Source organism: Catalinimonas alkaloidigena, from assembly GCF_900100765.1.
GTDB classification, from domain to species: domain Bacteria; phylum Bacteroidota; class Bacteroidia; order Cytophagales; family Flexibacteraceae; genus Mooreia; species Mooreia alkaloidigena.
In genome coordinates, this window is record NZ_FNFO01000006.1 from 67,076 (window position 1) to 90,665 (window position 23,590).

At 55.5% G+C, this 23,590-nt stretch carries 17 protein-coding genes; 5 read left to right on the forward strand and 12 right to left on the reverse strand.

Annotated elements, in window-relative coordinates; genetic code table 11:
* Window positions 1-35: 35 nt before the first annotated feature.
* The 3 genes from BLR44_RS15810 to BLR44_RS15820 form a co-directional block, all read right to left on the reverse strand.
* A complete protein-coding gene (locus BLR44_RS15810; protein ID WP_089683701.1) occupies window positions 36-3,470 on the reverse strand; it encodes a pyruvate carboxylase in 3,435 nt (1,144 codons plus the stop codon).
* 135 nt (window positions 3,471-3,605) lie between these two features.
* Window positions 3,606-4,040, reverse strand: a complete 435-nt coding sequence (locus BLR44_RS15815) for a hypothetical protein (RefSeq protein ID WP_089683703.1) — start codon at window positions 4,038-4,040, stop codon at window positions 3,606-3,608.
* A 145-nt stretch (window positions 4,041-4,185) separates the two neighbouring features.
* Window positions 4,186-5,451: an asparagine synthetase B gene (locus BLR44_RS15820; protein WP_089683705.1), complete on the reverse strand. Its 1,266-nt coding sequence runs from the start codon at window positions 5,449-5,451 to the stop codon at window positions 4,186-4,188.
* A gap of 219 nt (window positions 5,452-5,670) precedes the next feature.
* On the opposite strand from BLR44_RS15820, the gene BLR44_RS15825 reads away from it, so the two are divergent.
* On the forward strand, window positions 5,671-6,909 hold the full coding sequence (locus tag BLR44_RS15825) for an ABC transporter permease (RefSeq protein ID WP_089683707.1): 1,239 nt from the start codon (window positions 5,671-5,673) through the stop codon (window positions 6,907-6,909).
* A gap of 112 nt (window positions 6,910-7,021) precedes the next feature.
* Window positions 7,022-7,801, forward strand: coding sequence for a hypothetical protein (locus BLR44_RS15830; RefSeq protein ID WP_089683709.1), 780 nt, complete (start codon window positions 7,022-7,024; stop codon window positions 7,799-7,801).
* Here BLR44_RS15830 and mtaB read toward each other — a convergent pair whose 3' ends face one another.
* The 4 genes from mtaB to BLR44_RS15850 form a co-directional block, all read right to left on the reverse strand.
* Window positions 7,802-9,127, reverse strand: coding sequence for a tRNA (N(6)-L-threonylcarbamoyladenosine(37)-C(2))-methylthiotransferase MtaB (gene mtaB, locus BLR44_RS15835; RefSeq protein WP_089683711.1), 1,326 nt, complete (start codon window positions 9,125-9,127; stop codon window positions 7,802-7,804).
* A gap of 76 nt (window positions 9,128-9,203) precedes the next feature.
* A complete protein-coding gene (locus BLR44_RS15840; RefSeq protein ID WP_089683713.1) occupies window positions 9,204-10,280 on the reverse strand; it encodes an outer membrane beta-barrel protein in 1,077 nt (358 codons plus the stop codon).
* Window positions 10,281-10,439: 159 nt separating this feature from the next.
* Window positions 10,440-11,750, reverse strand: a complete 1,311-nt coding sequence (locus BLR44_RS15845) for an ammonium transporter (RefSeq protein WP_410493091.1) — start codon at window positions 11,748-11,750, stop codon at window positions 10,440-10,442.
* Between the two features lie 275 nt (window positions 11,751-12,025).
* On the reverse strand, window positions 12,026-12,364 hold the full coding sequence (locus tag BLR44_RS15850; RefSeq protein WP_089683717.1) for a P-II family nitrogen regulator: 339 nt from the start codon (window positions 12,362-12,364) through the stop codon (window positions 12,026-12,028).
* 391 nt (window positions 12,365-12,755) lie between these two features.
* Here BLR44_RS15850 and BLR44_RS15860 point away from each other — a divergent pair, with 391 nt between their 5' ends.
* Window positions 12,756-13,763, forward strand: coding sequence for a glutamine synthetase beta-grasp domain-containing protein (locus BLR44_RS15860; RefSeq protein WP_089683722.1), 1,008 nt, complete (start codon window positions 12,756-12,758; stop codon window positions 13,761-13,763).
* Between the two features lie 169 nt (window positions 13,764-13,932).
* The gene (locus BLR44_RS15865; RefSeq protein ID WP_089683724.1) at window positions 13,933-16,119 is read left to right on the forward strand and encodes a glutamine synthetase III family protein; all 2,187 of its coding nucleotides are present in this window, start codon (window positions 13,933-13,935) and stop codon (window positions 16,117-16,119) included.
* A gap of 1 nt (window position 16,120) precedes the next feature.
* Here BLR44_RS15865 and BLR44_RS15870 read toward each other — a convergent pair whose 3' ends face one another.
* A complete protein-coding gene (locus BLR44_RS15870; protein WP_089683726.1) occupies window positions 16,121-17,362 on the reverse strand; it encodes a BaiN/RdsA family NAD(P)/FAD-dependent oxidoreductase in 1,242 nt (413 codons plus the stop codon).
* A gap of 71 nt (window positions 17,363-17,433) precedes the next feature.
* Between BLR44_RS15870 and BLR44_RS15875 the strand changes: the two genes are divergently transcribed.
* Window positions 17,434-18,426, forward strand: coding sequence for a DNA/RNA non-specific endonuclease (locus BLR44_RS15875; protein ID WP_218127098.1), 993 nt, complete (start codon window positions 17,434-17,436; stop codon window positions 18,424-18,426).
* Here BLR44_RS15875 and BLR44_RS15880 read toward each other — a convergent pair.
* The 4 genes from BLR44_RS15880 to BLR44_RS15895 all read right to left on the reverse strand — a co-directional run bounded on the left by BLR44_RS15880 (window position 18,423) and on the right by BLR44_RS15895 (window position 23,586).
* Complete coding sequence (locus tag BLR44_RS15880) at window positions 18,423-19,511, reverse strand: YihY/virulence factor BrkB family protein (RefSeq protein WP_089683728.1); 1,089 nt, start codon at window positions 19,509-19,511, stop codon at window positions 18,423-18,425. The two genes, BLR44_RS15875 and BLR44_RS15880, sit on opposite strands and share 4 nt — an antisense overlap.
* Window positions 19,512-19,614: 103 nt before the next feature.
* Window positions 19,615-20,844, reverse strand: coding sequence for a PP2C family protein-serine/threonine phosphatase (locus BLR44_RS15885; protein ID WP_089683729.1), 1,230 nt, complete (start codon window positions 20,842-20,844; stop codon window positions 19,615-19,617).
* Between the two features lie 11 nt (window positions 20,845-20,855).
* Window positions 20,856-21,287, reverse strand: a complete 432-nt coding sequence (locus BLR44_RS15890; protein WP_218127099.1) for a response regulator — start codon at window positions 21,285-21,287, stop codon at window positions 20,856-20,858.
* Window positions 21,288-21,294: 7 nt separating this feature from the next.
* Window positions 21,295-23,586: an ATP-binding protein gene (locus BLR44_RS15895; protein WP_089683731.1), complete on the reverse strand. Its 2,292-nt coding sequence runs from the start codon at window positions 23,584-23,586 to the stop codon at window positions 21,295-21,297.
* Between the last annotated feature and the right edge of the window lie 4 nt (window positions 23,587-23,590).

Genomic DNA, 23,590 nt, shown 5'->3' on the forward strand with positions numbered 1-23,590 from the left:
AAAAGAGCGGCTTTTTTTATAGGAACTCCGGTACCTTAATCGAGCGTCAGGACCAGGTCGTCGGTATCGACCAGCGTCCCTTCCGACAACTCGATGTGCCCCACCGTGCCTTCGCGCGGCGCCGTAATGGTCGTTTCCATCTTCATGGCTTCCACGATGAACAGCGGCGTATTTTTCTGCACTTCGGTGCCGGGTTTCACCAGAATCCGCGACAGCATGCCTTGCAGCGGCGTGCCGATTTCGTTTTCTTTCTTCACCTTGACGTGCTCTGCCTTATCGACTTTCACCGACCGGTCTTTGGTATCGATGGAGCGTGACTGTCCGTTCAGAATGAAGTTGACAGTGCGCATGCCCCGTTCGTCCGGCTCGCTGATGTACTGCAATTGCACGATGATGCTCTTGCCCGAATCGATTTCGATGATGGCTTCTTCGTTCAGGTTCATGCCGTAGAGGAAGAGGAGTGTCGGCACGTTGCTGATGTCCCCGAACTTCTTGTGGTGGGCGAAGTACTCTTCGAATACGGTCGGATACAACTTCCACGACAAGAAATCGAGAAGCGTGAGGGAGGAATCGAACTGCTTGCGGAACTCCTCGAATTCCTGTTCAAATTCGATGGGTTGCAGGTGCGCGTTCGGCCGGTCGGTAAAGGCCGGCTCACCCTTCAGCACAATTTGCTGGAGCTTTTCGGGGAAACCGCCGACGGGCTGCCCCAATTCGCCTCGGAAGAAACTCTGCACCGAATCGGGAAACGAAAGCTGTTCGCCTCGTTCGTAGACGTCTTCGGGCGTGAGGTTGTTCGACACCATGTACAGCGCCATATCGCCTACCACTTTGGACGAAGGCGTTACCTTCACAATGTCGCCGAACATCTGGTTGACGGCCGCGTACATCCGCCGGATTTCCGGCATTTTGTTCGCCAGACCCAGCGCCGTTGCCTGCGAGCGGAGGTTGGAATACTGCCCGCCGGGAATCTCGTGCTGGTACACGTCGGCCGCGCCGGCCTTCAGGCCCGACTCAAACGGGTAGTAGTACTCACGGATCACCTCCCAATAGTCCGAAAAGTCGTTGAGTGAATCGATGTCGAACTGAGGGGCGCGGGGTGAGGTTTTGAGCGTCTCGACCAGCGTGTTGAAGTTGGGTTGCGACGTAAGCCCCGACATGCTGCCGATGGCTATGTCGACCACGTCGACCCCGGCTTCGATGGCTTTCATGTACGTAGCCAGTTGCGCCGACGACGAGTCGTGGGTGTGCAGATGAATCGGCACGTCGACCGCCTTTTTCAGTTCGGTGATCAGTTGCGTGGCGGCATAAGGCTTGAGGAGCCCCGCCATGTCTTTGATGGCGATCAGATGCGCGCCTTCGTCTTCCACCTGGCGGGCCAGGTCGAGGTAGTACTGCAACGTGTACTTGGTGCGCGAAGGATCAGAAATGTCGCCGGTGTAGCACAGGCACACTTCGGCCAGCGACTCGGTTCGCTCTCGCACGGTCCGGATGCTGACTTTCATGTTCTCCAGCCAGTTGAGCGAATCGAAAATCCGGAAAATGTCGATGCCCTGTTCCGCGCTTTTCTCGATAAACTTCTCCACGAGGTTGTCCGGATAGGCAGTATAGCCCACGGCATTGGAGCCCCGCAGGAGCATCTGCAACAAGAGGTTGGGCATGGCTTCGCGGAACAGTTGGAGGCGCTGCCACGGATCTTCGCGCAGAAAACGCATGGCTACGTCGAACGTAGCTCCGCCCCACACTTCGGCCGAAAACACCTGCGGATGATTTTTGGCGAAACTTTCGGCCACGGCCAGCAGATCGCGCGTCCGCATGCGGGTCGCCAACAGCGACTGGTGGGCATCGCGGAACGTAGTGTCCGTAAACTTGACTTCTTTTTCCTGGCGCAGCCACTGCGTAAAGCCTTCGCGTCCCAGTTCCTGGAGGCGTTGCTTGGTGCCGGCCGGGTACTCGGCGAAGCGGTCGAACGCCGGAATGCGCGGAGTACGGAACTTGCGGCTCGGGTCCACGTTCTTGACGATCGGGTTGCCGTTCACCGTGGTATCCGCCAGGAAGCGGAGGATGCGCGTGCCACGGTCCTGCTTGCGCGAAAAATCGAACAGTTCGGGGTGCGTGTCGATGAAGCTGACGCGCGCTTTGCCTTCCTGAAATTCCGGGTGCATGATCACATTCTCCAGGAACGGGATGTTGGTTTTTACCCCCCGGATGCGGAACTCGGTCAGCGTCCGGTGCAGGCGCTGGCAGGCGCCTTTCAGCGTCCGGCCCGAAGCCGTCACTTTCGCCAGCATCGAGTCGAAGAAGGGCGAAATGCGCACACCGGTGTACGAACTGCCCTCGTCGATCCGAATGCCGAACCCACCCGCGTTGCGGTAGAAGAGAATGGTGCCGTAGTCGGGCTTGAATTTGTTTTCGGGGTCTTCGGTCGTGATGCGGCACTGGATGGCGAAGCCGTCGCACGTGATGTCTTCCTGACTTTTGAAATACAGGCCCGACGAGCTCATGGGCCGCCCGGCGGCAATGATGATCTGGCTGCGGACAATGTCGATGCCGGTGACTTCTTCGGTCACCGTATGTTCCACCTGCACCCGTGGGTTGACCTCAATGAAGTAGATGTCCTCGTTTTCGTCGACCAGAAATTCGACCGTACCGGCGTTGTTGTAGTTCACATGCCGGGCAATGGCCAGGGCGTAGTCGTAGAGCTTCTGCTTGGTTTCGGGTTGCAGGCCGGGAGCGGGGGCCACCTCGACCACCTTTTGGAAACGTCGTTGCACGGAACAGTCGCGTTCGTAGAGGTGATAGATATTGCCGTGGCGGTCGCCCAAAATCTGCACCTCGATGTGCTTCGGGTTGACGATGTATTTCTCCAGGAAGATGGTGTCATCACCGAACGCATTTTTGGCTTCGCGCCGCGCTTCCGTAAAGGCGCGTTCGAGCTGGTCTTCCGTATGGAGCACCCGCATGCCCCGGCCGCCGCCGCCCGCCGCCGCTTTCAGGATGACGGGATATCCAATGCGCCGGGCTTCGCTGTGGGCGGTGGGCACGTCCACCAGCGGCACCTGATTGCTTTCGATGATGGGCACCTGCACCGCTTGCGCCACGGCTTTGGCGCGGACCTTGTCGCCCAGCTGCTCCATCACTTCCGGGTCGGGCCCTACGAAGATGATGCCCTCTTCGCGGCAACGCCGGGCAAACGTGACGTTCTCGGACAGAAAGCCGTAGCCCGGGTGAATGGCGTCGACCTTGTGAATTTTCGCCTGTAAAATGATTTCTTCGATGTCCAGATAGGGCCGTAGGGGATCGTCGTCGGCGCCGATCTGGTACGCTTCGTCGGCTTTATAGCGGTGGAGGGAGTAACGGTCTTCGTACGTATAAAGTGCTACCGTGCGGATGCGCAATTCAGAGGCGGCGCGCAGGACACGGATGGCGATTTCGCCCCGGTTGGCCACCAGGAGCTTACGAATCTTCATAATAGAGGAATTATTTTATAAAAAAGAATGATACGTCATGTAAGAAATACTGCACGAAGATATTGATAAATCAGGTTTCAGCCATAAAAAAAGGCGCTGTACCAGCGCCTCAGCCAAATAAAGTGTTCGACCCGATCAGCGTTCCAACGCTTCCAGAAACGAGTCGCAGAAGTGCAGTTGCATTTCGTGAAACAGGTTGGGCGGGTATTCTTCCCGGATCTTCCGCAGAAACGCCCGGAATTCGGAACGGAACAAGGTGTCTTCGGGCAGAAGGTAACAGTATTGCACCAACGCATGGTGTTGCATGCGGGGTTGCCAGTGGCAAAACAGCCATTCGAACGAACGGGCGTGGAAATGGCGCAGATGACGCTGGTCGAAAATCAGCTTGCGAACGGGCTGTTGCCGCAGGAACGTTTCCAGCTGGGCCAGCATTTCCCGGAACTCGTCTTCCGGGATAAAAGGACGCGTGGCGGTCATGATGATGACATTCTCCGCTTCGCTGTATTCAATGATGACGTGTTGGCTACGGATAATCGTCCTGGCGGCGGTAGGTGAGGTGGTGGGTGCCATGATAAACGTATAGGTTGTAGTGTAAAAAATGTAGTTAGTGTGTTGAGCACCAGCTATATACGTGTATACGGGACAGGAGGTTATAAGGATAGGAAAAAAAAGGCCTGTCGGAACGACAGGCCTTGAAATGAATGTAAGGAATCGATCAGGTTTTCTGTTTTTTCTTCCGGGCTGCCGGAAACAGAATGTTGTTGAGAATGAGGCGGTAGCCCGGCGAGTTGGGGTGCAGGTTCAGGTCGGTCGGCGGATCGCCCACGTGGTGCTGGTAATCTTCCGGATCGTGTCCGCCGTAAAACGTCCAGAATCCTTTGCCGATGGTGCCGTGGATGTAGCGCGCCTCGTGGGCGGCTTTGGTTTCGCCCATCACTAGCACATCCGATTTGATCAGACGCTTTTTGAACGCCGTGGTCTGACCCATAAAGCCTTTGACGACCCGTTCGTGGTTCTGTGTCAGCATGGTGGGAATGGGGTCCCATTTGGCCGAAAACTGAAAGAGCGTGAAGAAGTCGTTGCGTTCGTTCATCGCTCCCCGGTCCATCATCTGATTGTCGATCGTGGAGTACTCATACTCGCGCCAGTCCATGCTGATCTGGAAGTTTTCAAAGGCAAACGTGTTGGTGAAGTCCAGCTTGCTTTGCGCGGCCGGATCGGCCGGATCGCCGTCGTACATCGATTCGCAGATGTCGACTCCGTCGGCCGCCAGGGCGATGTCGTACGTATCGGTCGCCGAACACATCGCGAACATAAACCCGCCGCCCATGCAGAACTCGCGGATCTTTTTTACCACCGCCAGTTTCATTTGCGATACCTTATTATACCCGTGCTTGGCGGCCATGGCCTCGGCATCGCGCTGCTGCGCAATGTACCAGGGTTGGTTGTGGAACGACTGGTAGAATTTACCGTACTGGCCCGTAAAGTCCTCGTGGTGGAGGTGCAGCCAGTCGTATTTGGGAAGCTCGCCGTACAACACTTCGTCGTCGTAAACTACGTCGTACGGAATTTCGGCGTAGGTCAGCACCAGCGTCACGGCGTCGTCCCAGGGTTGGTTGCCTTTGGGAGAATAGACCGCTACTTTCGGCGCTTTGTCCAGTTTCATCAGGTCCATGTTGACGTCCGGGCTGCTGATTTCGTCCGCAATCTGCTGGTGCTGCGCGTCGGAAATCACCTGGTAACTTACTCCCCTGACAATCAGCTCGTTTTCGATCGGCGTCATGTGCGGAAACATAAAGCTGCCGCCCCGGTAATTGAGCAGCCATTCGGCCGAGACATCCTGCGAAAGCACCCAGTAGGTAATGCCGTACGCCTTCAGGTGGTTGGTTTGCGACTCGTCCATCGGGACCAGCAGGTAATTGGCCTTCAGACCAGGGAGGCTACTGCCCATCAACAGCAGCAAAAACAAAAATCTATGCATCGTGTCAGAGTGATTCAGGTAGCTTTAAGTTACACAAACTCAACCAATAATAAAGCCACCGCGTGGAGGTCTTCCTGTAAGTAAGCAACGCGGGCCGGAAAGGTTTCATTGTAGCGTGCGTACGCTGAACCTGAATATTGACCGGTGATGTAACTTTTGATCATCTTTCCGGCATTTGGGGTACCTTTCTGCAAAAGAACCCGCTAGTTTTCGGCTCAGATGAATATCAAAGAAAACATTCAGGAAGGTTTTCGTTCGGTGCGCTCCAACCTGTTGCGCAGCATCCTGACCGCCCTGATCATCGCCATCGGCATCACGGCACTGGTCGGCATTTTGACCTCGATCGACGGCATTCGCGATTCGGTCAATTCCAACTTGTCGCAGTTAGGGGCCAACTCGTTCGAAATCGAAGAGAAAGACTCGCAGAACCGCCGGCAGGGGGGCGTGCAGGAGAAGGTGTACCCGCCGATCAAATACGCGGAGGCCAAGCGTTTCCGCACGTTGTTCGCCGACGAGGGCACGGTCAACCTGGTGACGAACGTGACCTTTAACGCCGAACTGAAGCGGGGCTCGAAAAAAACCAACCCCAACAGTCGCATTACGGGCAGCGACGAAAATTACCTGGATGCCGCTGGTCTTACCCTGGCTTCCGGACGCAACTTCACGCCGCAGGAGCTGCGCTACGGGGCCAAAGTGGCCATTTTAGGGCAGGAATTGCTCAAGACTCTGTTCGACGAAAACGAAGAGCCGGTGGGAAAGGAACTGCTGATGCTCGGGACCAAATTCCGGATCATCGGTGTGTTGGAAGAAACCGGAGGCGTTTTTGGTGGCAGCAGTCGCGACCGCATGGCGTTGATTCCGATCGACAACGCTTCGCAGTTGGCCACCGACCGGGAACTGACCTACGAGCTTACGGTGATGGTGCCCGACCAGCAGCAGCTCGACTACGCACTGAGCGAAGCGACCGGCATGATGCGGCAAATCCGCGGCGACCGTCCCGGCGAACCGGAATCGTTCAGCATCGAAAAACGCGAATCGCTTTCCCAATCGCTCGACTCCATTACCGGCATGCTGCGGCTGGCCGGGTTTGGCATCGGGTTCATTACGCTGCTGGGTGCTTCCATTGGCCTGATGAACATCATGCTGGTATCGGTCACCGAACGGACCCGCGAAATTGGCGTGCGCAAAGCGCTGGGGGCTACGCCCCAACGCATCCGGCAACAGTTTCTGATCGAAGCCATTCTGATTTGTGTGCTGGGCGGAAGTCTCGGCATTGTGCTGGGCATCGGCATCGGTAACCTGGTGGCGAGCCTGGTCGGAATGCAGTCGTTTCTGGTACCGTGGGGCTGGATTCTCCTGTCCTTCGTGATTTGCGTGGGCGTGGGCCTGTTGTCCGGGTATTACCCCGCCTGGAAAGCCTCGCGGTTAGATCCGATCGAATCGCTCCGCTACGAATAAGCTACCATTCACCGTGCGATTTCTCGATTTCACATAAAAAAAAGAAAAAAAAATATAGAATCGTTACATTTGTTCTAAATCAAGATTAAATTATCTTTTTTAAGAACAAGCGATGAAGCCACTCTACTATATTTTCCTGATGCTGGGTCTGGCCCAGGTTGCTCAAGCCGGCGAATTAGTCATTTCAGGCGCTTATACAGGCAAAAACCTGTACGTACGGAATCCTTACAACCTGGAAGAAAAGTCGTTCTGCACCCGCGAAGTGTATGTGAACGACCAACTGTGGCTGACAGATGTGCGCGCAAGCGCTTACGAAATCGACTTGTCGGCGCACGGATTGACCTCGACCGTACACGTGCGGATCGTACACGGTGGCGACTGTCGTCCTACGGTGGTCAACCCTCAGGTGCTGATGCAGGAAACCGGTTATCAATTGTCGACTGTGACGCTGGCGCCCGCAGCCATCCGCTGGAACGTTCGGGGCGATCAGCCGGAGGCACTCTACTTCGTTGAAAAACAGGTGCAGGAGAAATGGGTGGTGATTTCGCCGGCCATCGCCAGTGCCGGGCAGGCCAGCGCCATGCACTATTCCACGGAAGTAGCCCATGCTGCCGGCGAAAATACCTACCGCATCAAGGCGTTGCTGAAAAGCGGAGCGGTCCATTACTCGCCCGTCGCGACGTTCACGAACGAAGCCGCACCCGTGCACTTTTCGACCCGCCGGGTGAAAAACGCCATCGAACTTTCGCGGGCCAGTGCCTTCGAAGTACTCGATGCCTATGGCGCGTCGATGTTGAAAGGAGAGGGGACACAGGTGGACATCAGTACCCTGACGCCCGGCCAGTACTTTTTAAGCGTCGACGATCAGGTCGAGGCCTTCAACGTTCGTTGATTACGAGTGCACAAGGGGTTGGAATTCAGGCTCGGTTACTTCCATAAACCCTTCGGCGTTGATGCCGGTCAGGTGTACCGTTTTAATTTCATTGATCAGCAGAGGATCGTACTTGGCCTGAACGCGCACGTAGTTTTCGGTAAAACCGTGCATGGAACCGTCTTCCACGTCGGCCTCGAAAAGCACCTGCCGCACGGAACCTACCTGCGACTCGTAAAAATGACGTCGCTTTTTATCCGATAAAATGTGGAGCATGCGGGAGCGCTCGGCCCGAACGGCGGCCGGGACCGGTTGCTCAAACTGAACAGCCAGCGTGTTGGGCCGTTCCGAATAGGTAAAGACGTGCAGGTACGAAATGTCCAGTTCGTTCAGAAACTGGTACGTTTCGCGGAAATCTTCATCGGTTTCGCCCGGAAAGCCGACGATCACGTCCACACCGATGCAGGCGTGTGGCATGCGTTCTTTGATGTGCGCCACCCGCGCGGCGTATAACTCCCGACGGTAGCGACGCCGCATCAGGCCCAGAATCCGGTTGCTGCCCGACTGAAGCGGAATGTGGAAGTGAGGCACAAAGCGTTGTGATTCCGCCACAAAGTCGATGATGTCGTGGTGCAGCAGGTTGGGCTCGATCGACGAGATCCGGATGCGTTCCAGCCCTTCGACCTCATCCAGCGCACGGGCCAGTTCAATAAATCGCCCCTGCCGTTTGCCGTCGATGATTCCCCAGTCGCCGGTGTTGACGCCCGTCAACACAATCTCTTTTACTCCGGAAGCAACGATGTCTTGCGCCGACGCCACCAGGTGGTCGAGCGTATCGCTGCGGCTTTTGCCCCGCGCCAGCGGAATTGTACAGAAGCTGCATCCGTAGTCGCACCCGTCCTGCACTTTCAGGAACGTGCGGGTGCGATCGTTCAGCGAATACGAGGCGTGAAACTGACGTGCTTCGCTCACTTCGCTGGCCAGTACCTGTGGGGTTTGGGCGCGGGTGAGGTCTTCGAGGTGGTCGAGCAGACGGAACTTCTCGGCGGCTCCCAGCACAGCATTCACTCCAGGAATTTCTGCAATTTCGCGCGGTTTCAGCTGGGCATAACACCCTACAATCACCACCAGTGCATCGGGGGCATGGCGGCGCGCTTCGCGAACCACTTTCCGGCATTTTTTGTCGGCGTTGTCGGTCACCGAGCACGTATTGATGACGTACACATCGGGGTGTTCCTGAAAGCCAACGCGCTGAAAACCACGTTCTTCCATCTGCCGCGCAATGGTCGACGTTTCCGAGTAGTTGAGTTTACAGCCCAGCGTATAAAAAGCCACTTTCCGGTTCATAGTACAAAGGTAACGCAAAAAGGGCATCTCTTCACAAGGAAGAGACGCCCCATCAAAATGGCCTACCAATGGAGAATTAGAAGCCGTAGACGACGCCTACCAGAACCTGGGAGGCACTTTTGCTATCGAAGCCCGCTTCGCTGTTCATGATATCAGCCGAGCTATAGAAAACATTTTGATCGGAACCGTCGAAACGGAATTCCGGAATGATGGTCAGCGGACCCGCCTTGACGTTCGCTGAAAGGGTAATGGAGTTGTACGACGGATTTTCAAGTGTTGTACCGCCCTCTTCCAGATCTTTCCACTTGAAGTGTTCGAAGCGAAGCCCCAGCCCGAAACTTTCGGTGAGTGCTACCTGTGGGTAAAGCGCCACGCCATAAAACCCTTTGGTCGTGTTGTCGCTTGCGGCCGCGTCGCTCAACGTCAGGCTGGCGGCGTTCAGGCCCAGGTAGAAGGCATCCGTAATCTGATATCCGGTGGTCAGGTCGATCTCGGTTCCGTAGCCGTAGGCCGTTCCACCCGTGATCAGGTTCAGGTACGCATCCCATCCGTCGACGGGCGAGAGGTACAGCTGCGCGCCGAAGTCGGAAAGACCATCCAGATCCTGGTACACGTTCCAGTCGTTGAAGAGGCCGACCATCAGCCCCACCCGGTCCGAAATTGCCAGGTCCACTTTCACCCCGGCGTTCTGGAACGGACCGTTGGTAAACATGCGGCTGGTCGAATAGTTGTAGTTCCCGGTCGGGGAGATCACCTCGTAACCCACGAAGGTGCCCATATAGCCCGCCGTGATCGAAACCATGTCGGTTACCGCATAAGAAGCGTACAGATTCTGGATATGAAACGAATTGTTATCGACGCCTGAGTTCGGAATGGACTGGTACTGCCCGCGCGGGCCAAACGCTACTTCACCGACGAAGGTGGCTTTACCCACCGTTTTCGATAAAGCAATATCAATCATCCCAATAGAGATGGAATTGTTTTCATCGGCGAAACTCGTTTCAATGTTAGGAACGCCTGCAAAATCAGCCTTGTAATACAGGTCGACCGAGCCCGAGATCTCCAGAGGAGACGTGGAGGTAGAGTCCTGTGCCTGGGCAAGGCCGGTCGTAAGGGCCGTGAGGCAGAGTAAACCGATAGATTTTTTAATCATGTGTGAAGTGATTAGGTAGTAGTTAGGGTAAGAGTGTAGTGTACAGCGCATGCAAAGGCGCATGGCTTGGCGTAATGGACACGAAATGCAACAAGGGGGTTAAAAGGTCCCGACGCGTTTGCGTCGAGACCATCACAGTGACGTGTGAAGAGAGGGGGCTTATTGGTACACCTGTACTTCGCTGGCCATCGGCGTTGTGTAAGCCGACATGCCGTGTTCGAAGACGTCGAGACCTTCGGTTTCTTCTTGTTTGGAAACCCGGATGCCCATGGTTTTGCTCAGCACGAAGAAGATAACGTACGCAGATACGAACGAGAAGGCTCCCGCCGCAGCTACGCCGATCAACTGGCTGATGAACTGGTTCCAGCCGGCCATGGCACCGAAAATGCCGACCGCCAGGGTACCGAAGATACCGCACACCAGGTGTACAGACAGCGCACCGACCGGATCGTCGATTTTAGCACGGTCGAAGAAAATAACTGCCACAACCACCAGGCCACCCGAGATCACGCCGATCAGAACGGCGTCGAGCACACCCATTTGGTCCGCGCCGGCCGTAATGCCAACCAGACCACCCAGGATGCCGTTCAGCGTCATGCTGAGGTCGTGTTTCTTGAAGATGATGAACGAAACCAGCATCGCACCGATGGCACCGGCGGCGGCGGCCAGCGACGTAGTCACCAGTACCAGCGACACCAGCTCAGGATCGGCAGAAAGGACCGAACCTCCGTTAAAGCCAAACCAGCCCAGCCACAGCAGGAAGACGCCGATCACTGCCAGCGGCATGTTGTGTCCCGGAATCGGGTTGATTTTGCCGTCGACGTATTTGCCGACCCGCGCACCGAGGATGAGCACCCCGGCCAACGCGCCCCAGCCACCGACCGAGTGTACCAGCGTAGAACCGGCGAAGTCGTAGAAACCGAGGGAATCCAGCCAGCCCGTTCCCCATTTCCAGCTACCGACGATGGGATACACCAGGCTGACGTAGATCAGTGTGAAGACAATGTACGCTTCCAGCTTGATGCGCTCGGCTACTGCACCCGATACGATGGTAGCGGCTGTGGCAGCAAACATACCCTGGAACAGGAAATCGGTCCAGTACGTGTAGCCCGGGTTGTAGGCAGCCGTGCCACCGCCTTCAGGGAAAGGAAGGCCGAACCCGGCGAACCCGAAAATGCCGGCGTCGCCTTCGGCGAAACCAGGATACATGAGGTTGAACCCAACCAGCGCATAGGTCAGCAGACCGATGGCCGGCGTAATGGTGTTTTTAAAGAGAATGTTGACCGTGTTTTTAGAACGAGTCAGTCCGGTTTCGACTCCGGCGAAACCAAGGTGCATGATGAATACCAGGCCGGTAGCCACCATCATCCAGACGTTGTTGACCGTGAACATGGCATCGGCACCTACGTCTTGCGCCGTGGCAGCGGTTGCGGCGGCCGTCGCTACCTCCGTTGTAGCTTCAGCGGCCATCACTGCCAGATTGATAGCGCTTGATAATACTTCAAGTACTGCTTTCTCCATTGTAGTAGTAGACTATTGTTAAAGTGAATGAATAAACAAGTCAACAGGGTGAAACCATGCGTTGGGGCACACAGCTTCAGGGGTTTGGTGTAGCGGTACTTGTAGGCTATTCAGATGGGGGATGCACTTGCGTGCAGTAGGGGTGTTGCCACACGAGCGAGGCAACCGTCAGAACCTGGAGTGGTGGTGGTTCCGCAATCAGAAGGGGGTAAGAAAACGAAAGGCTACAGGGCGGCTTCTCCGACTTCGCCGGTCCGGATGCGGATGGCGCTCAGCACGTCGTAGATAAAAACTTTGCCGTCGCCGATGTCGCCCGTCTTGGCAGAGCTTAAAATTGATTCAACCGCTTTGTCCACCAGATCGTCGGGAACTACAAGCTCCAGCATGATGCGGGGAATGGAGCCGAGGTCGTAATACGCGCCCCGGTAAAAGCCTTCGGGCGTCTTTTCTTTGCCAACCCCTTTTACTTCGAAGAAGGTGAAATAATCAATGTCGATGCGATGGAGCGCCTCTTTGACGTCATCAAACTTGGAGGAACGAATGGTTGCCTCAATTTTTTTCATGCATGTAAGATGTAAGGTGGAAATGTTTCACTATTTCAAGCTACGAACATAGGAGGCGTGAATGTAAAAGTCAACAAATGACTCCAAATTTTTTTCTGGTTTCTCGAATAAACACCTAATTTCCGGAAAATGCCTTCCGAAATGAAGATATTTTTCGGAATTATTGACTTGTTTTGGCGAAATGACTTTAATTTGCGGAGTTATTCGGCGGGAGCATGGTCGTTTTTAGACTTTGACTATCTCAAGAAGAAGAAGCCCCCGCCTTGCACCGTTTATGTACTATTAGAAGAGCGTGCTTTTTACTATTTGCCCCCACATTGCGTGAGGATCGCTTACCTTACACCCCGAACCAACCATCTCGATTACTTAATCTAACCTTCAATTTAACTCCATGTCAAAAGTAAAACTTGAGTACATCTGGCTTGATGGCTATACTCCAACACAAAGCTTGCGGAGCAAAACCAAAATCGTTAAGGAAGACTTTAGCGGTAAGTTGGAAGATTGCCCGATGTGGTCATTTGACGGAAGCTCAACAGAACAAGCTGAAGGTGGTTCTTCTGACTGTTTGTTAAAACCAGTAGCCATTTTCCCCGATCCGGGACGTAAAAATGCTTACCTGGTCATGACCGAAGTGATGAACCCCGACGGCACTCCACACCCTTCGAACGGCCGGGCGACCATCGACGATCCGGACGACGATTTCTGGTTCGGATTCGAGCAGGAGTATTTCCTGTGGGATCCGGAAACCAGCAAGCCACTGGGCTTCCCCGCGCAGGGATATCCGTCACCCCAAGGGCCTTATTACTGCTCTGTTGGTGCGACCAAAGCGTTTGGACGCGAAATCGTAGAAGAGCACCTGGACCTTTGCCTGGACGCTGGATTGAACGTAGAAGGGATCAACGCCGAAGTAGCGGCGGGGCAGTGGGAGTTCCAAATCTTCGCCAAAGGAGCACAGAGCGCCGGCGATCAGATCTGGGTAGCCCGCTACCTGTTGGAAAGAACGGCCGAGAAATACGGCGTATCGGTCAACTGGCACTGTAAGCCGCTGGGCGCTACCGACTGGAACGGTTCCGGTATGCACGCCAACTTCTCGAACGCAACGCTGCGCGAAGCCGGTTCGAAAGCCGTTTACGACGAAATCTGCCAGAAATTTGCGCCTGTCCTGAAAGAACACATCGCTGTATACGGTGCAGACAACCACATGCGTCTGACCGGTAAGCACGAAACTCAGTCGATCGATACGTTCAGCTATGGCGTTTCCGACCGCGGTGCTTCCATCCGTATTCCGATCGCAACGGTCGAAAATAACTGGAAGGGCTGGTTGGAAGACCGTCGTCCTGCGTCGAACGCCGATCCATACAAAGTGGCCGGCCGCATCATCAAAACGGTGAAAGGCTAAGCCGCAAGACTGTTCGACCATCCTATTGCCTTTGTGCAGGGCTGCTTCCTTGGGGAGGCAGCCCTTTTTCGTATCCGCGCCGCCGTGCCTTCCCAAGATTTTCGTAAACTCGCTTTTGAAAACGCAGCGCTTTGCAGTGCTCTCTGCACCGACACCATAACCTAACTATATGCCAAGTATTCGTTTCAGTGCCCTGAACCAACTCGGTCAGCGCCAGCCTGTTGAAATCAAATTACCTTCAGGACCCATTTCGGCCTATTTCGCCACCAACGTTTTTGGGGCCGATGCCATGCAGACCAGCCTTTCGGCCGATACCTACAAACGGCTGACCCAGGCGATGGCTTCCGGCGAAAAGATCGATTACGATACGGCCGATGCAGTGGCGACGGCCATGAAACGCTGGGCGATGGACAAAGGCGCTACGCACTTCACGCACTGGTTTCAGCCGCTGACGGGCGCGACGGCCGAAAAGCACGATGCCTTTTTCGAGATTTCGGAGGGGCGGGCCATCGAACGCTTTCAGGCTTCGGCGCTGGTGCAACAGGAGCCCGATGCCTCTTCGTTTCCCAGCGGCGGCATCCGCACCACCTTCGAAGCGCGCGGCTATACCGCCTGGGACCCTACGTCGCCCGCTTTTCTGTACGAGAACGGCGGGGCTAAAACGCTTTGCATTCCTACGGTTTTCGTGTCGTATACGGGCGAAGCACTCGACCACAAGGCTCCGTTGCTGCGCTCGATGGAACTGATCGACAAAGCGGCGACGGCAGTCTGCCAGATGTTTGATAAAGATATTAGTTATGTAAAGCCAACCTTGGGTCCAGAACAGGAATACTTTGTGATTGACCGGGCCTTGTTCTTTGCCCGACCCGACCTGATGTTGACCGGGCGCACGGTATTCGGGCACTCGCCCGCGAAAGGGCAGCAGCTGGACGACCACTATTTTGGCTCAATTCCGCAGCGCATTCACCATTTTATGATGGAATTCGAGGTGGAGGCGCATAAACTTGGCATTCCGATCCGCACCCGCCACAACGAAGTGGCGCCGAGTCAGTACGAATGCGCTCCGACGTTTGAGGAGGTGAACGTCGCCGTCGATCACAACCAACTCCTGATGGACCTGATGGAAAAGGTAGCGGAGCGCCATCAACTGAAAGTGCTGTTTCATGAGAAACCTTTTGCGGGGGTAAACGGCAGCGGCAAGCACTGCAACTGGTCGCTGGTGACCAACACCGGACGCAACCTGCTGGCGCCGGGCCGCCGTCCGAAAGAAAACCTCGTGTTCCTGACCTTCTTCGTCTGCACGCTGAAAGCCGTTCATGACTACGCTGATCTGCTGCGCGCGTCGGTGGCCTCGGCCGGCAACGACTACCGACTGGGTGCCAACGAAGCGCCCCCCGCCATTATTTCGGCGTTCATCGGCTCGCAGCTTTCCAACATGCTCGATTCGTTGGAAGAGACGGCCGAGATGCAGTTCGACAAGGGCGATAACGTGTACCTGAAGCTGGGCATCAACAAGATTCCCGAAATCATGCTGGACAACACGGACCGCAACCGTACCTCGCCGTTTGCCTTCACCGGCAACAAATTCGAGTTTCGGGCGGTCGGTGCTTCGGCGACTATCTCCGATCCGGTAGTCGTGCTGAATACCATTGTGGCGAACCAACTCCTTGATTTTAAGGAAGAAGTAGAGCGTCAGTTCAATGATAACACCAAGCGAGAGGTGACCATCATCAACGTGCTGCGCGAGTACATTGAAGCCTCGAAGAAAATCCGTTTCGAAGGCAACAACTACGCAGAAGAGTGGATGAAGGAAGCCAAACGGCGCAAACTCTCGAACGTAACCGATACGCCCCGCGCGCTCGATTTCATGATCACCAAGCAGGCCCGAGACTTGTTTTCACGGCTGGGGGTATTTACCGAACGCGAGCTGGAAGCGCGGCACGAAATCCGGCTGGAGGCGTACCAGAAAAAGATTCAGATCGAGGCACGCGTTATGGGTGACCTAGCCATCAACCACATCATCCCGACGGCCGTGGCGTACCAGAACAAGCTGATCGACAACGTCCGGGGGCTGAAGGAACTCGGGCTGGACCAACCCCATGCCGAAGTGGCAATCGCCGGCATCAAAGACATCGCCGGGCACATCACGAGTATCCGTACGCTGGTGGAAGAGATGGTCGAGGCGCGGAAACGGGCCAACAAAGTGGAAGACGCCCGGGAGCGGGCCATTCTGTATTGCGATGAGGTGGCGAGTTACTTCAACCGCATTCGTTACCACGTGGACAAACTGGAACAGATGGTCGACGACGAAGACTGGCCGCTGATGAAGTACCGTGAACTTCTGTTCATGCGATGAATTAACCGACGTGGGCCATATGGACGCCGGCTAAGTAGCCGGTGGTCCAGGCCGCCTGGAAATTGAATCCGCCTGTTACGCCATCGATGTTAAGCACTTCGCCTGCAAAGTGTAGCCCCGGGTGACGGCGGCTTTCGCCGGTCGACAGATCGACTTCGGCCAGGTCGATGCCCCCGGCGGTAACAAACTCTTCTTTAAACGTCGTTTTGCCGCGGGCCTCATAAGTATTATACAGCAGCATTTGCGTCAGGGCATGGCTGGCTTTGGCCGGTAGCTCGGACCAGCGCACCTGTTCGGGAATTTCGGCCTGATGCACCAGCGCCTGCCACAGGCGATTGGGCAGTTGGAAAAGTGCGTGCGTCGTGACTTGTTTGCGGGCATGCAGCTGCCGCATCTCGTGGAAGTGTGCCCGCAGTTTTTCTTCGTGCCACTCCGGAATCCAGTTGATGCGGAACTTAAAGTGATAGTTTAGCTCGTGTAGCTGAAGTGCCTCCCAGGCTGATAGTTTAATGACTGCCGGTCCGCTGAATCCCCAGTGCGTAACCAGCAGCGGGCCCAGCTGAACGGCCTTTTTGGGTTGTGCACTGTCGAGGAGTTGCAGTTGGGCGGTCGGCACGGATACTCCCGAAAGCGATTTGAGGGGATGCACCGGCACGTTGAACGTAAAGAGCGATGGTACGGGATCTACGACCTGCAGATCGAGCTGGCGGAGCCAATCGTATGCCCGGGCCTGCGGGTGACCACCGGCGGCAATCAACACGCGGTCAAAGTCCTGCGTACGCAGGTCGCTGAACGAGAGGCGAAAGCCCGGTTGCAGAGGCATAAGTTGCGTTACGCCACACTTCGTATGCAGGCGAATGCCGCGGTCGTGTGCCTCTTGCATGAGGCAGTGCACAATGGTTTCCGACTGGTCGGTAACAGGAAACACCCGACCGTCGGCCTCACTTTTTAGCGAAACGCCGCGTTGAGTGAACCAGTCCATCGTTTCGCGGGAGCCGAACTGTTGAAACGCCTTGCGGAGGGCTTGTCCGCCGCGCGGATAGTGTTCGGACAGGCGTCGGGGGTTGGTCTGGGCATTGGTAACGTTGCAGCGGCCCCCACCCGAAATCCGGACTTTGCTCAGCAGCTTTGGTGTACGCTCAAAAATGTGGACCTCAGCTTCGGGATTGGTCTGGGCACACGCCAGAGCGCCGAAAAAACCGGCCGCGCCGCCACCGATCACGGCAATACGAAGAGTACTCATCTGTCAGCCAAGCGAAAAGCCCGGCGGGATAGTTCCCGATTGTGGGTGAAAAGCTTAGTTTTGTTTGCACTATGGCTTCACAAAATAAGCGTAATGGCTTTGGCACCTGGCTGGTTGTGTTTCTCATCGTGCTGGTGGTGGTGCTTGGGCTCTGGTACTGGTACCGCCACACGCGGGACGTGCGTCGTCACGAACGGCAGGAACGGGCCCGTGCGGAACAACCACAACCCGCAACCGCTCCCGAAGTGCCCTCGGTCGATACGTCTGCCTTCGGACAGGTGCAGGAGCGCATGCGCGATCCGGCTTCTACCACTTCGCCCAACCCCGAAATTACCGTTAATCCCACCGGAGGCCCCATCCGTTATACGGGCTACGATTTCACCAAAGCGCCGGGATTCGAGTACCCTCGTCCGGTGCCCGGGCAGCAGATTGTGCGCTATACCGGCTATACGCTGAGCTACAGTGAAGCCGACGAACAGGCCGCCTGGGTGGCTTATCAACTGACCAAAAGTGAAGTGCGCGGAAAGGTAGAACGCACCGACAATTTCCGGGAAGACGACCAAATCAAAACGGGCTCTGCTGCAGCATCCGATTACCGCAATTCGGGCTATGACCGGGGACACATGGCGCCCGCCGGAGATATGAAATGGTCGAAGAAAGCGATGTCCGAAACGTTCTATTACTCCAACATGAGCCCGCAGGCCCCTGCCTTCAACCGCGGCATTTGGAACGAACTGGAACAGAAGGTCCGCAACTGGGCCGAGAAAGAGGGCGATCTGTACATCGTAACCGGACCGGTGCTGGAGCCAGGACTCAAAAAAATAGGCACAAACGGTGTGTCTGTGCCTCGTTTCTATTACAAAGTGGTTTTGGATGCGCGCGGTCCCGAGCTAAAAGCCATCGCTTTTTTGCTGCCGAACCGGGGTTCTCAGAAAGAACTTTCTTCGTTTGTCGTGTCGATCGATTCTGTAGAACAACGCACCGGACTCGACTTTTTTCCACAACTGCCGGATGACCTAGAGGTCGCCCTCGAAAGCTCGACCAGCCTACAAGGCTGGTTTTAAGAGAGCCGGGAATGCGGATTTTTGTGCAGCGGTACTCCGGACGAAGGTGCCTGTCCCGTTACTACCGGCTGCGGTGATGAAGCCGCGGTTCCATTCGTTTTTTCCGGGCGTTCCTGTTGCCGGTTTTGGGGGGCAGAACGCTGAGCGGCGTTGTTGGTGCGACGATCCTGACGCGACGCATAAAAATCGGGCATCGGAATGGCGTGGCTCGACGGCGTAATCCGGTGACCGTAACGTCGGGCGTACACCTGCGTAAATTCGGCCCCGAAAAACAAGATCAGGCACGAATACGAAACCCACAGTAAAATCAGAATGACCGAGCCTGCCGCGCCGTAGGCCGAGGCGGGGTCAGCTTTCCCGAAGTAGATGCCCAGCGCGAATTTGCCGACCACGAACAAAAACGCGGTCATCAGCGCGCCCACCCACACCGTACGCCATTCGATTTCGACGTCGGGTAGCACTTTGAAGATAATAGCAAACAGCAACGTCACCACCCCGAACGAAAGGGCAAACTCAGCGACAAAGAACACGGCCATCAGGAAGTCAGGCACATATTGTTCGATCCAGTCGCTGAAAGCCGAAAGGGCAGAGGTAAGCACGAGCGAGATCAGCAGTAGAAAACCGATGGCGATGATCAGCCCTAACGACGTAGCGCGGTCCACAACCAGTTTTTTGATGCCCGATTTCGGATCGATCCGTACCTCCCAGATGTAGTTGAGTGTCTGTTGCAATTGGTAAAAGACCCCTGTTGCACCAAACAACAACGTTGCTACCCCGATGATGATGGCAATGGTCGTGCTGCCTTCGGTCGCTGAGTTGGCGATCATGTCTTGCACGCCTTCTGCTGCCTGCGGCCCAATGGCCTGGCTGATCTGTCCGGAGATTTTGCCTTGTACTGCTTCTTCTCCATAAAAGTAACCCGCAAGTTTAACGATGATGATCATCAGCGCGGGAAGTGAAAAAATGGCGTAGTAGGCTACTACTGCGCTCTGGCGGAAGGGTTCGTCATCGTTCCACTCCTTGTACGTCTCCTTCAACAAGCTCCACAAGTGCGAGAGTTTGAAGTTTTTTATGTGTAGTTTCATAATAGAATCTTCTCTTATAGAGTGCTATACGAAGATCCTGACAGGAAGTTTGACGTTTTATAAATGATTAAAGTTATGATAAATAAAGTAGTTATACTATCCATTAAGCTGACCTAACGACCACGAGAGTGATATCGTCTTCGTTCGGCAACCCTTGTGACCAACTACGCCCAAGGGCTACGATATGCTCAATAATCTGAGCAGCGGAGTGGTGAACCGATTGCTGAAAACGCTCAATGATCCGTTCAAGGCTGAGTTGTTCCCGATCGGCGTTGAACAGTTCGATCATGCCATCGGTCAAGGCCAGCAGAACGTCGCCTTTTTCCCAGGAAAAGCGCTGCGAAGGAATGTCGTGCGACAACCCTGAGCCCAAAAAAAGTCCGCGTTGCTCGATGATGTGGACCCGCTGCGCCGCGGCTTGATAGTAGAGGAGGGGGGGCATTCCGGAGGCGGTGCTGACAAAGCGTGTGGGACCGATCTGCACCAAACGAAGACCCATGTACATGCCGCGGGTTTGTAAGTTCTTGATCCCTTGCGAGATAGCCTTCATCAGCTCGACGGAAGGGATCCGCCCGGCCAGCGAATGGAAGTAGCTCTTCACGGTCGCTACGACCACCCCGGCCCGAAAACCGTGGCCGGTAGCATCGCCCACCGCCAGGTACAGTTGCCCGTCAGCATCGATCTTGAAGTCGTAGTAATCGCCGCCCACTTCGTCGCAGGTGTTCATGTGCATGGCGATGTCCAGAAAATCGAGCCGGGGCGATTGCTGGGGCAACATCGAAAGTTGCAACTGGCGGGCCGCCTGCAATTCCTGTGTTTTGCGCAGGTTGTCCTGTTCCAGAAGCGTCAGGAGCCGTTCCATCTCTTTCTGCTGCTGACGAAGCTTTTTGTTGCTTTTCTGCAGGCGGTTGCGTTGCCGTTCAAGTTCCTGCTGGAGCTGATACCGCTGCAGGGCACTCTCCACCGTTTTGATAAGCTGCTCTTCCGAAATCCAGGCCTTGTTGAGGTAATCGAGCGCGCCGTGCTTCATCACCGAGGCGGCGACCGACTCGTTTCCCGAACTGGTCAGCATCACAAAGCACGCATTGTGTTTTTTACGCTGCATCAGGATCTTCAGCAGCTCTTCGCCCGTCATGTCGGGCAAACGGTAATCCAGAAAGGTACAATCCGGGTTGTGTTCGTCGTGGAGGTCCATGCCTTCGGCACCCGTAGCGGCACGCACCAAACGCACGGTACGTCCCAAAATGGTAGCATAGGTCAAATAACGACGAAAAATCAGAACGTCTTCTTCGTTGTCGTCGATGATAAGGATCGTGAGCGTCTCTTCTGTCAAGGGATCGGTAGTTAATTTGCAAAGTACGGCTGAGGCAGCTTTGCAAAGTCAAGCCAGTAGCGTTTCAACGTTTGGATTTGTTCACGGAACGTAGCCAGATCGAGCGATTTGGCCATGTACACATTGGCACCGAGCTGGTAACAGTCCTGAATGTCTTTGGGGTTGATCGACGAACTGAGCACGATCACCGGCGTAATTTTCCAGCGGGCGTTGGTTTTGAGTTCCTGAAGGAGCTGACGCCCGTCGGTGCCCGGCAGGTTCAGGTCCAGCAGAATAAGCGCGGGCGAATCGGTCGCCTGGGTGGTTTCCAGAAAATAGTGCAGGGCTTCGTCGCCGTTCGAGAAGCGCTGGATCGGGTGCGTGATCTCAGCCTTCTGAAACGTACGCTGAAGCGTGTAGAAGTCCTCTTCGCTGTCTTCGATAACGATGATGGGGTGCTTCATGGAGTGCTTACGCGGGTTGAAGTTGAAAGAAAAAAGTTGAGCCTTGGCCTGGCGACGAACGGAGCCAGATTTTGCCACCATGTCGGTCAATAATTTTTTTGACGATCGTCAGACCAGCGCCCGTACCCCCTCCGTATTGATCTCGGGCGTGTAGCCGCTTAAAAATACGAAAGATGCTTTCAAAGTGTCGTTCCGACACGCCAATTCCGTTGTCTTTTACGTAAAACGTCGGGATGCCCTCCGGCGATTCTGCCGCCAAATATCCGATTTCTACGGAAGGTTGATCGGTCTCGTTGTACTTGATGGCGTTGGTGATGAGGTTGGTAAAGACCTCACTGACCCGGATCGGATCGCAGGTGACGGTAGGAAGTGGCTGGCTGACAGTGACTTGAGCGCCATGTTCTTTGATGAATACCTGAAGAAAATCGATGCTGTCGTGCACCAGTTGATTTAAGTCGATGCTGCGAATGGAAAGCTCCAGACGCCCCACCCGCGAGAATTCCAGCAGCGAATTGATGAGCTCCTCCATCCGTTGCGACAACCGCACCAGGGTTTGTAGCTTCGAGTGGCCGTCTTCTTCGAAGCGGGTTCCGTAGTCTTCCAGTAGAAAGTTCGCGTAGTTGCGGATGCCCCGCAGCGGTTCCTTCAGGTCATGCGACGCGATGTACGCAAACGAATCGAGTTCGTCGTTGCTTTGGGCCAGCTCCCGGTTCAGACGGCTCAGGATGTCCGCTTTTAGCTTCAGTTCGCCGGAGGTCCGCAGGATGATGCCAATCACGATGTTGCGAAAGGCGGTCGCCGATTCGATTTCGTACGGCAGCCAGGGTTGGGCCTGGTGCTCGACCGATTGTTTCCAGGCCTGAAACGAGAGCCGGGGCGAGAGTCTGACCTCGCCGTTTTCCGCGACTTCGCCTTTGGTCGGTTGCCCTGCCCAGGTGACGGTTTCGAGGACTTCCGGCCGGAACCACACCAGGTAATCGCCCTGGATTTTGGAAATGGAAATAGCAAGGATGCCGCTGGCCTTCTCTTTCATAGCCAGGCCCTCGGGCCAGTCGTGCGACAAGGCATGGGTGGCGTAGACATCGGGCAGGTTCCGCCGTTGCAACCACTCGACCAGGTGCCGGATGTGGTGCTCGGCAGGCGTTTGCCCCAACGAAATGATCTGGTCTTCGAAACAGATGGCTGCGCCTTCGGCCCGGACCAGGTCCAGCAAAGTGGTTTCATCGCGGTACAATCCGTCCGTAAACACCGGCGCCTGGGTCATTTGCTGGAGCAGCTGCTTTTGTACCATCCGCGCCTTTATATGGTAGCCTCGTTCTTCTTCGGTCTGCCGTTCGGCCAGCCGGGCGGCAAAGGTGTGGCTAAACAGCTCGCATGCCTGGCGTACGTGCTGCGGGACACGGTGTGGCTTGCTATGATGGCACGCAAAAAGCCCCCACAACTTGCCGTCTTTGATGATTGACACCGACATGGAAGCCCCAACCCCCATGTTGCGCAGGTACTCGATGTGGATGGGCGACACACTGCGCAGTACCGAAAAGGTCAGGTTGAGCGGATGACCGGTCCGCGGATTTTCTGCAGGCAGAATCGCCTGAGGCGTGTAATGGATGTCGGGAATAAAACGCAGGCGGTTGCGGAGGTAAAGCGCACGGGCCTGCACCGGAATGTCGGACGCGGGGTAATGCAGGTCCAGAAAAGGCTCCAGCGCGTGGTCTTTCGCCTCGGCAATCACCCAGCCGTGGTCGTCTTCCAGAAATTTGTAGACCATTACTCGGTCGAATCCCGTCAAGTCCCGCAGGGTATCGGCCCCCCGCTGGCACAGCACCTCGACCGAAGAGGCTTCTTCCAGGTAGGTGAAAATGTTGTTGATGCGAGAAAATGGAAGCGGCTGATCCTGCGACGCTACTTCTTCCAACTCCACCACTACCAAACCTTCGCTCAGATGAACTACGGCTTCGTAAGGCGCCTCTTTGCCGATCAGGTGCAGGGTAACCAGCGTACTGCCCCGTGCTTCCTGATGTGCCTGTTCTACGAAGCGTTGCAGCGTCGCGCAGGCGCTGGATGTAAACACTTGGGCCATAGGGGCCTGTAACAGATTCTGGGCCATTCCAGGGCCATATGTATCCCAGTTCTGACTGACTTGTTGGATGGTCTGAAGCGTTGGGTCGTAGGTCAGCAGCAACCCGTGAGGCTGAATTTGACCGGGAATGTGAATGGGTTCCCGGTCACAGTTGGTCAGGTCGACCGGTGCAGAAAGGTAGTCGCTTTCTTGTAACAGATTGCGAGGGGCAGCAGGCATAGCG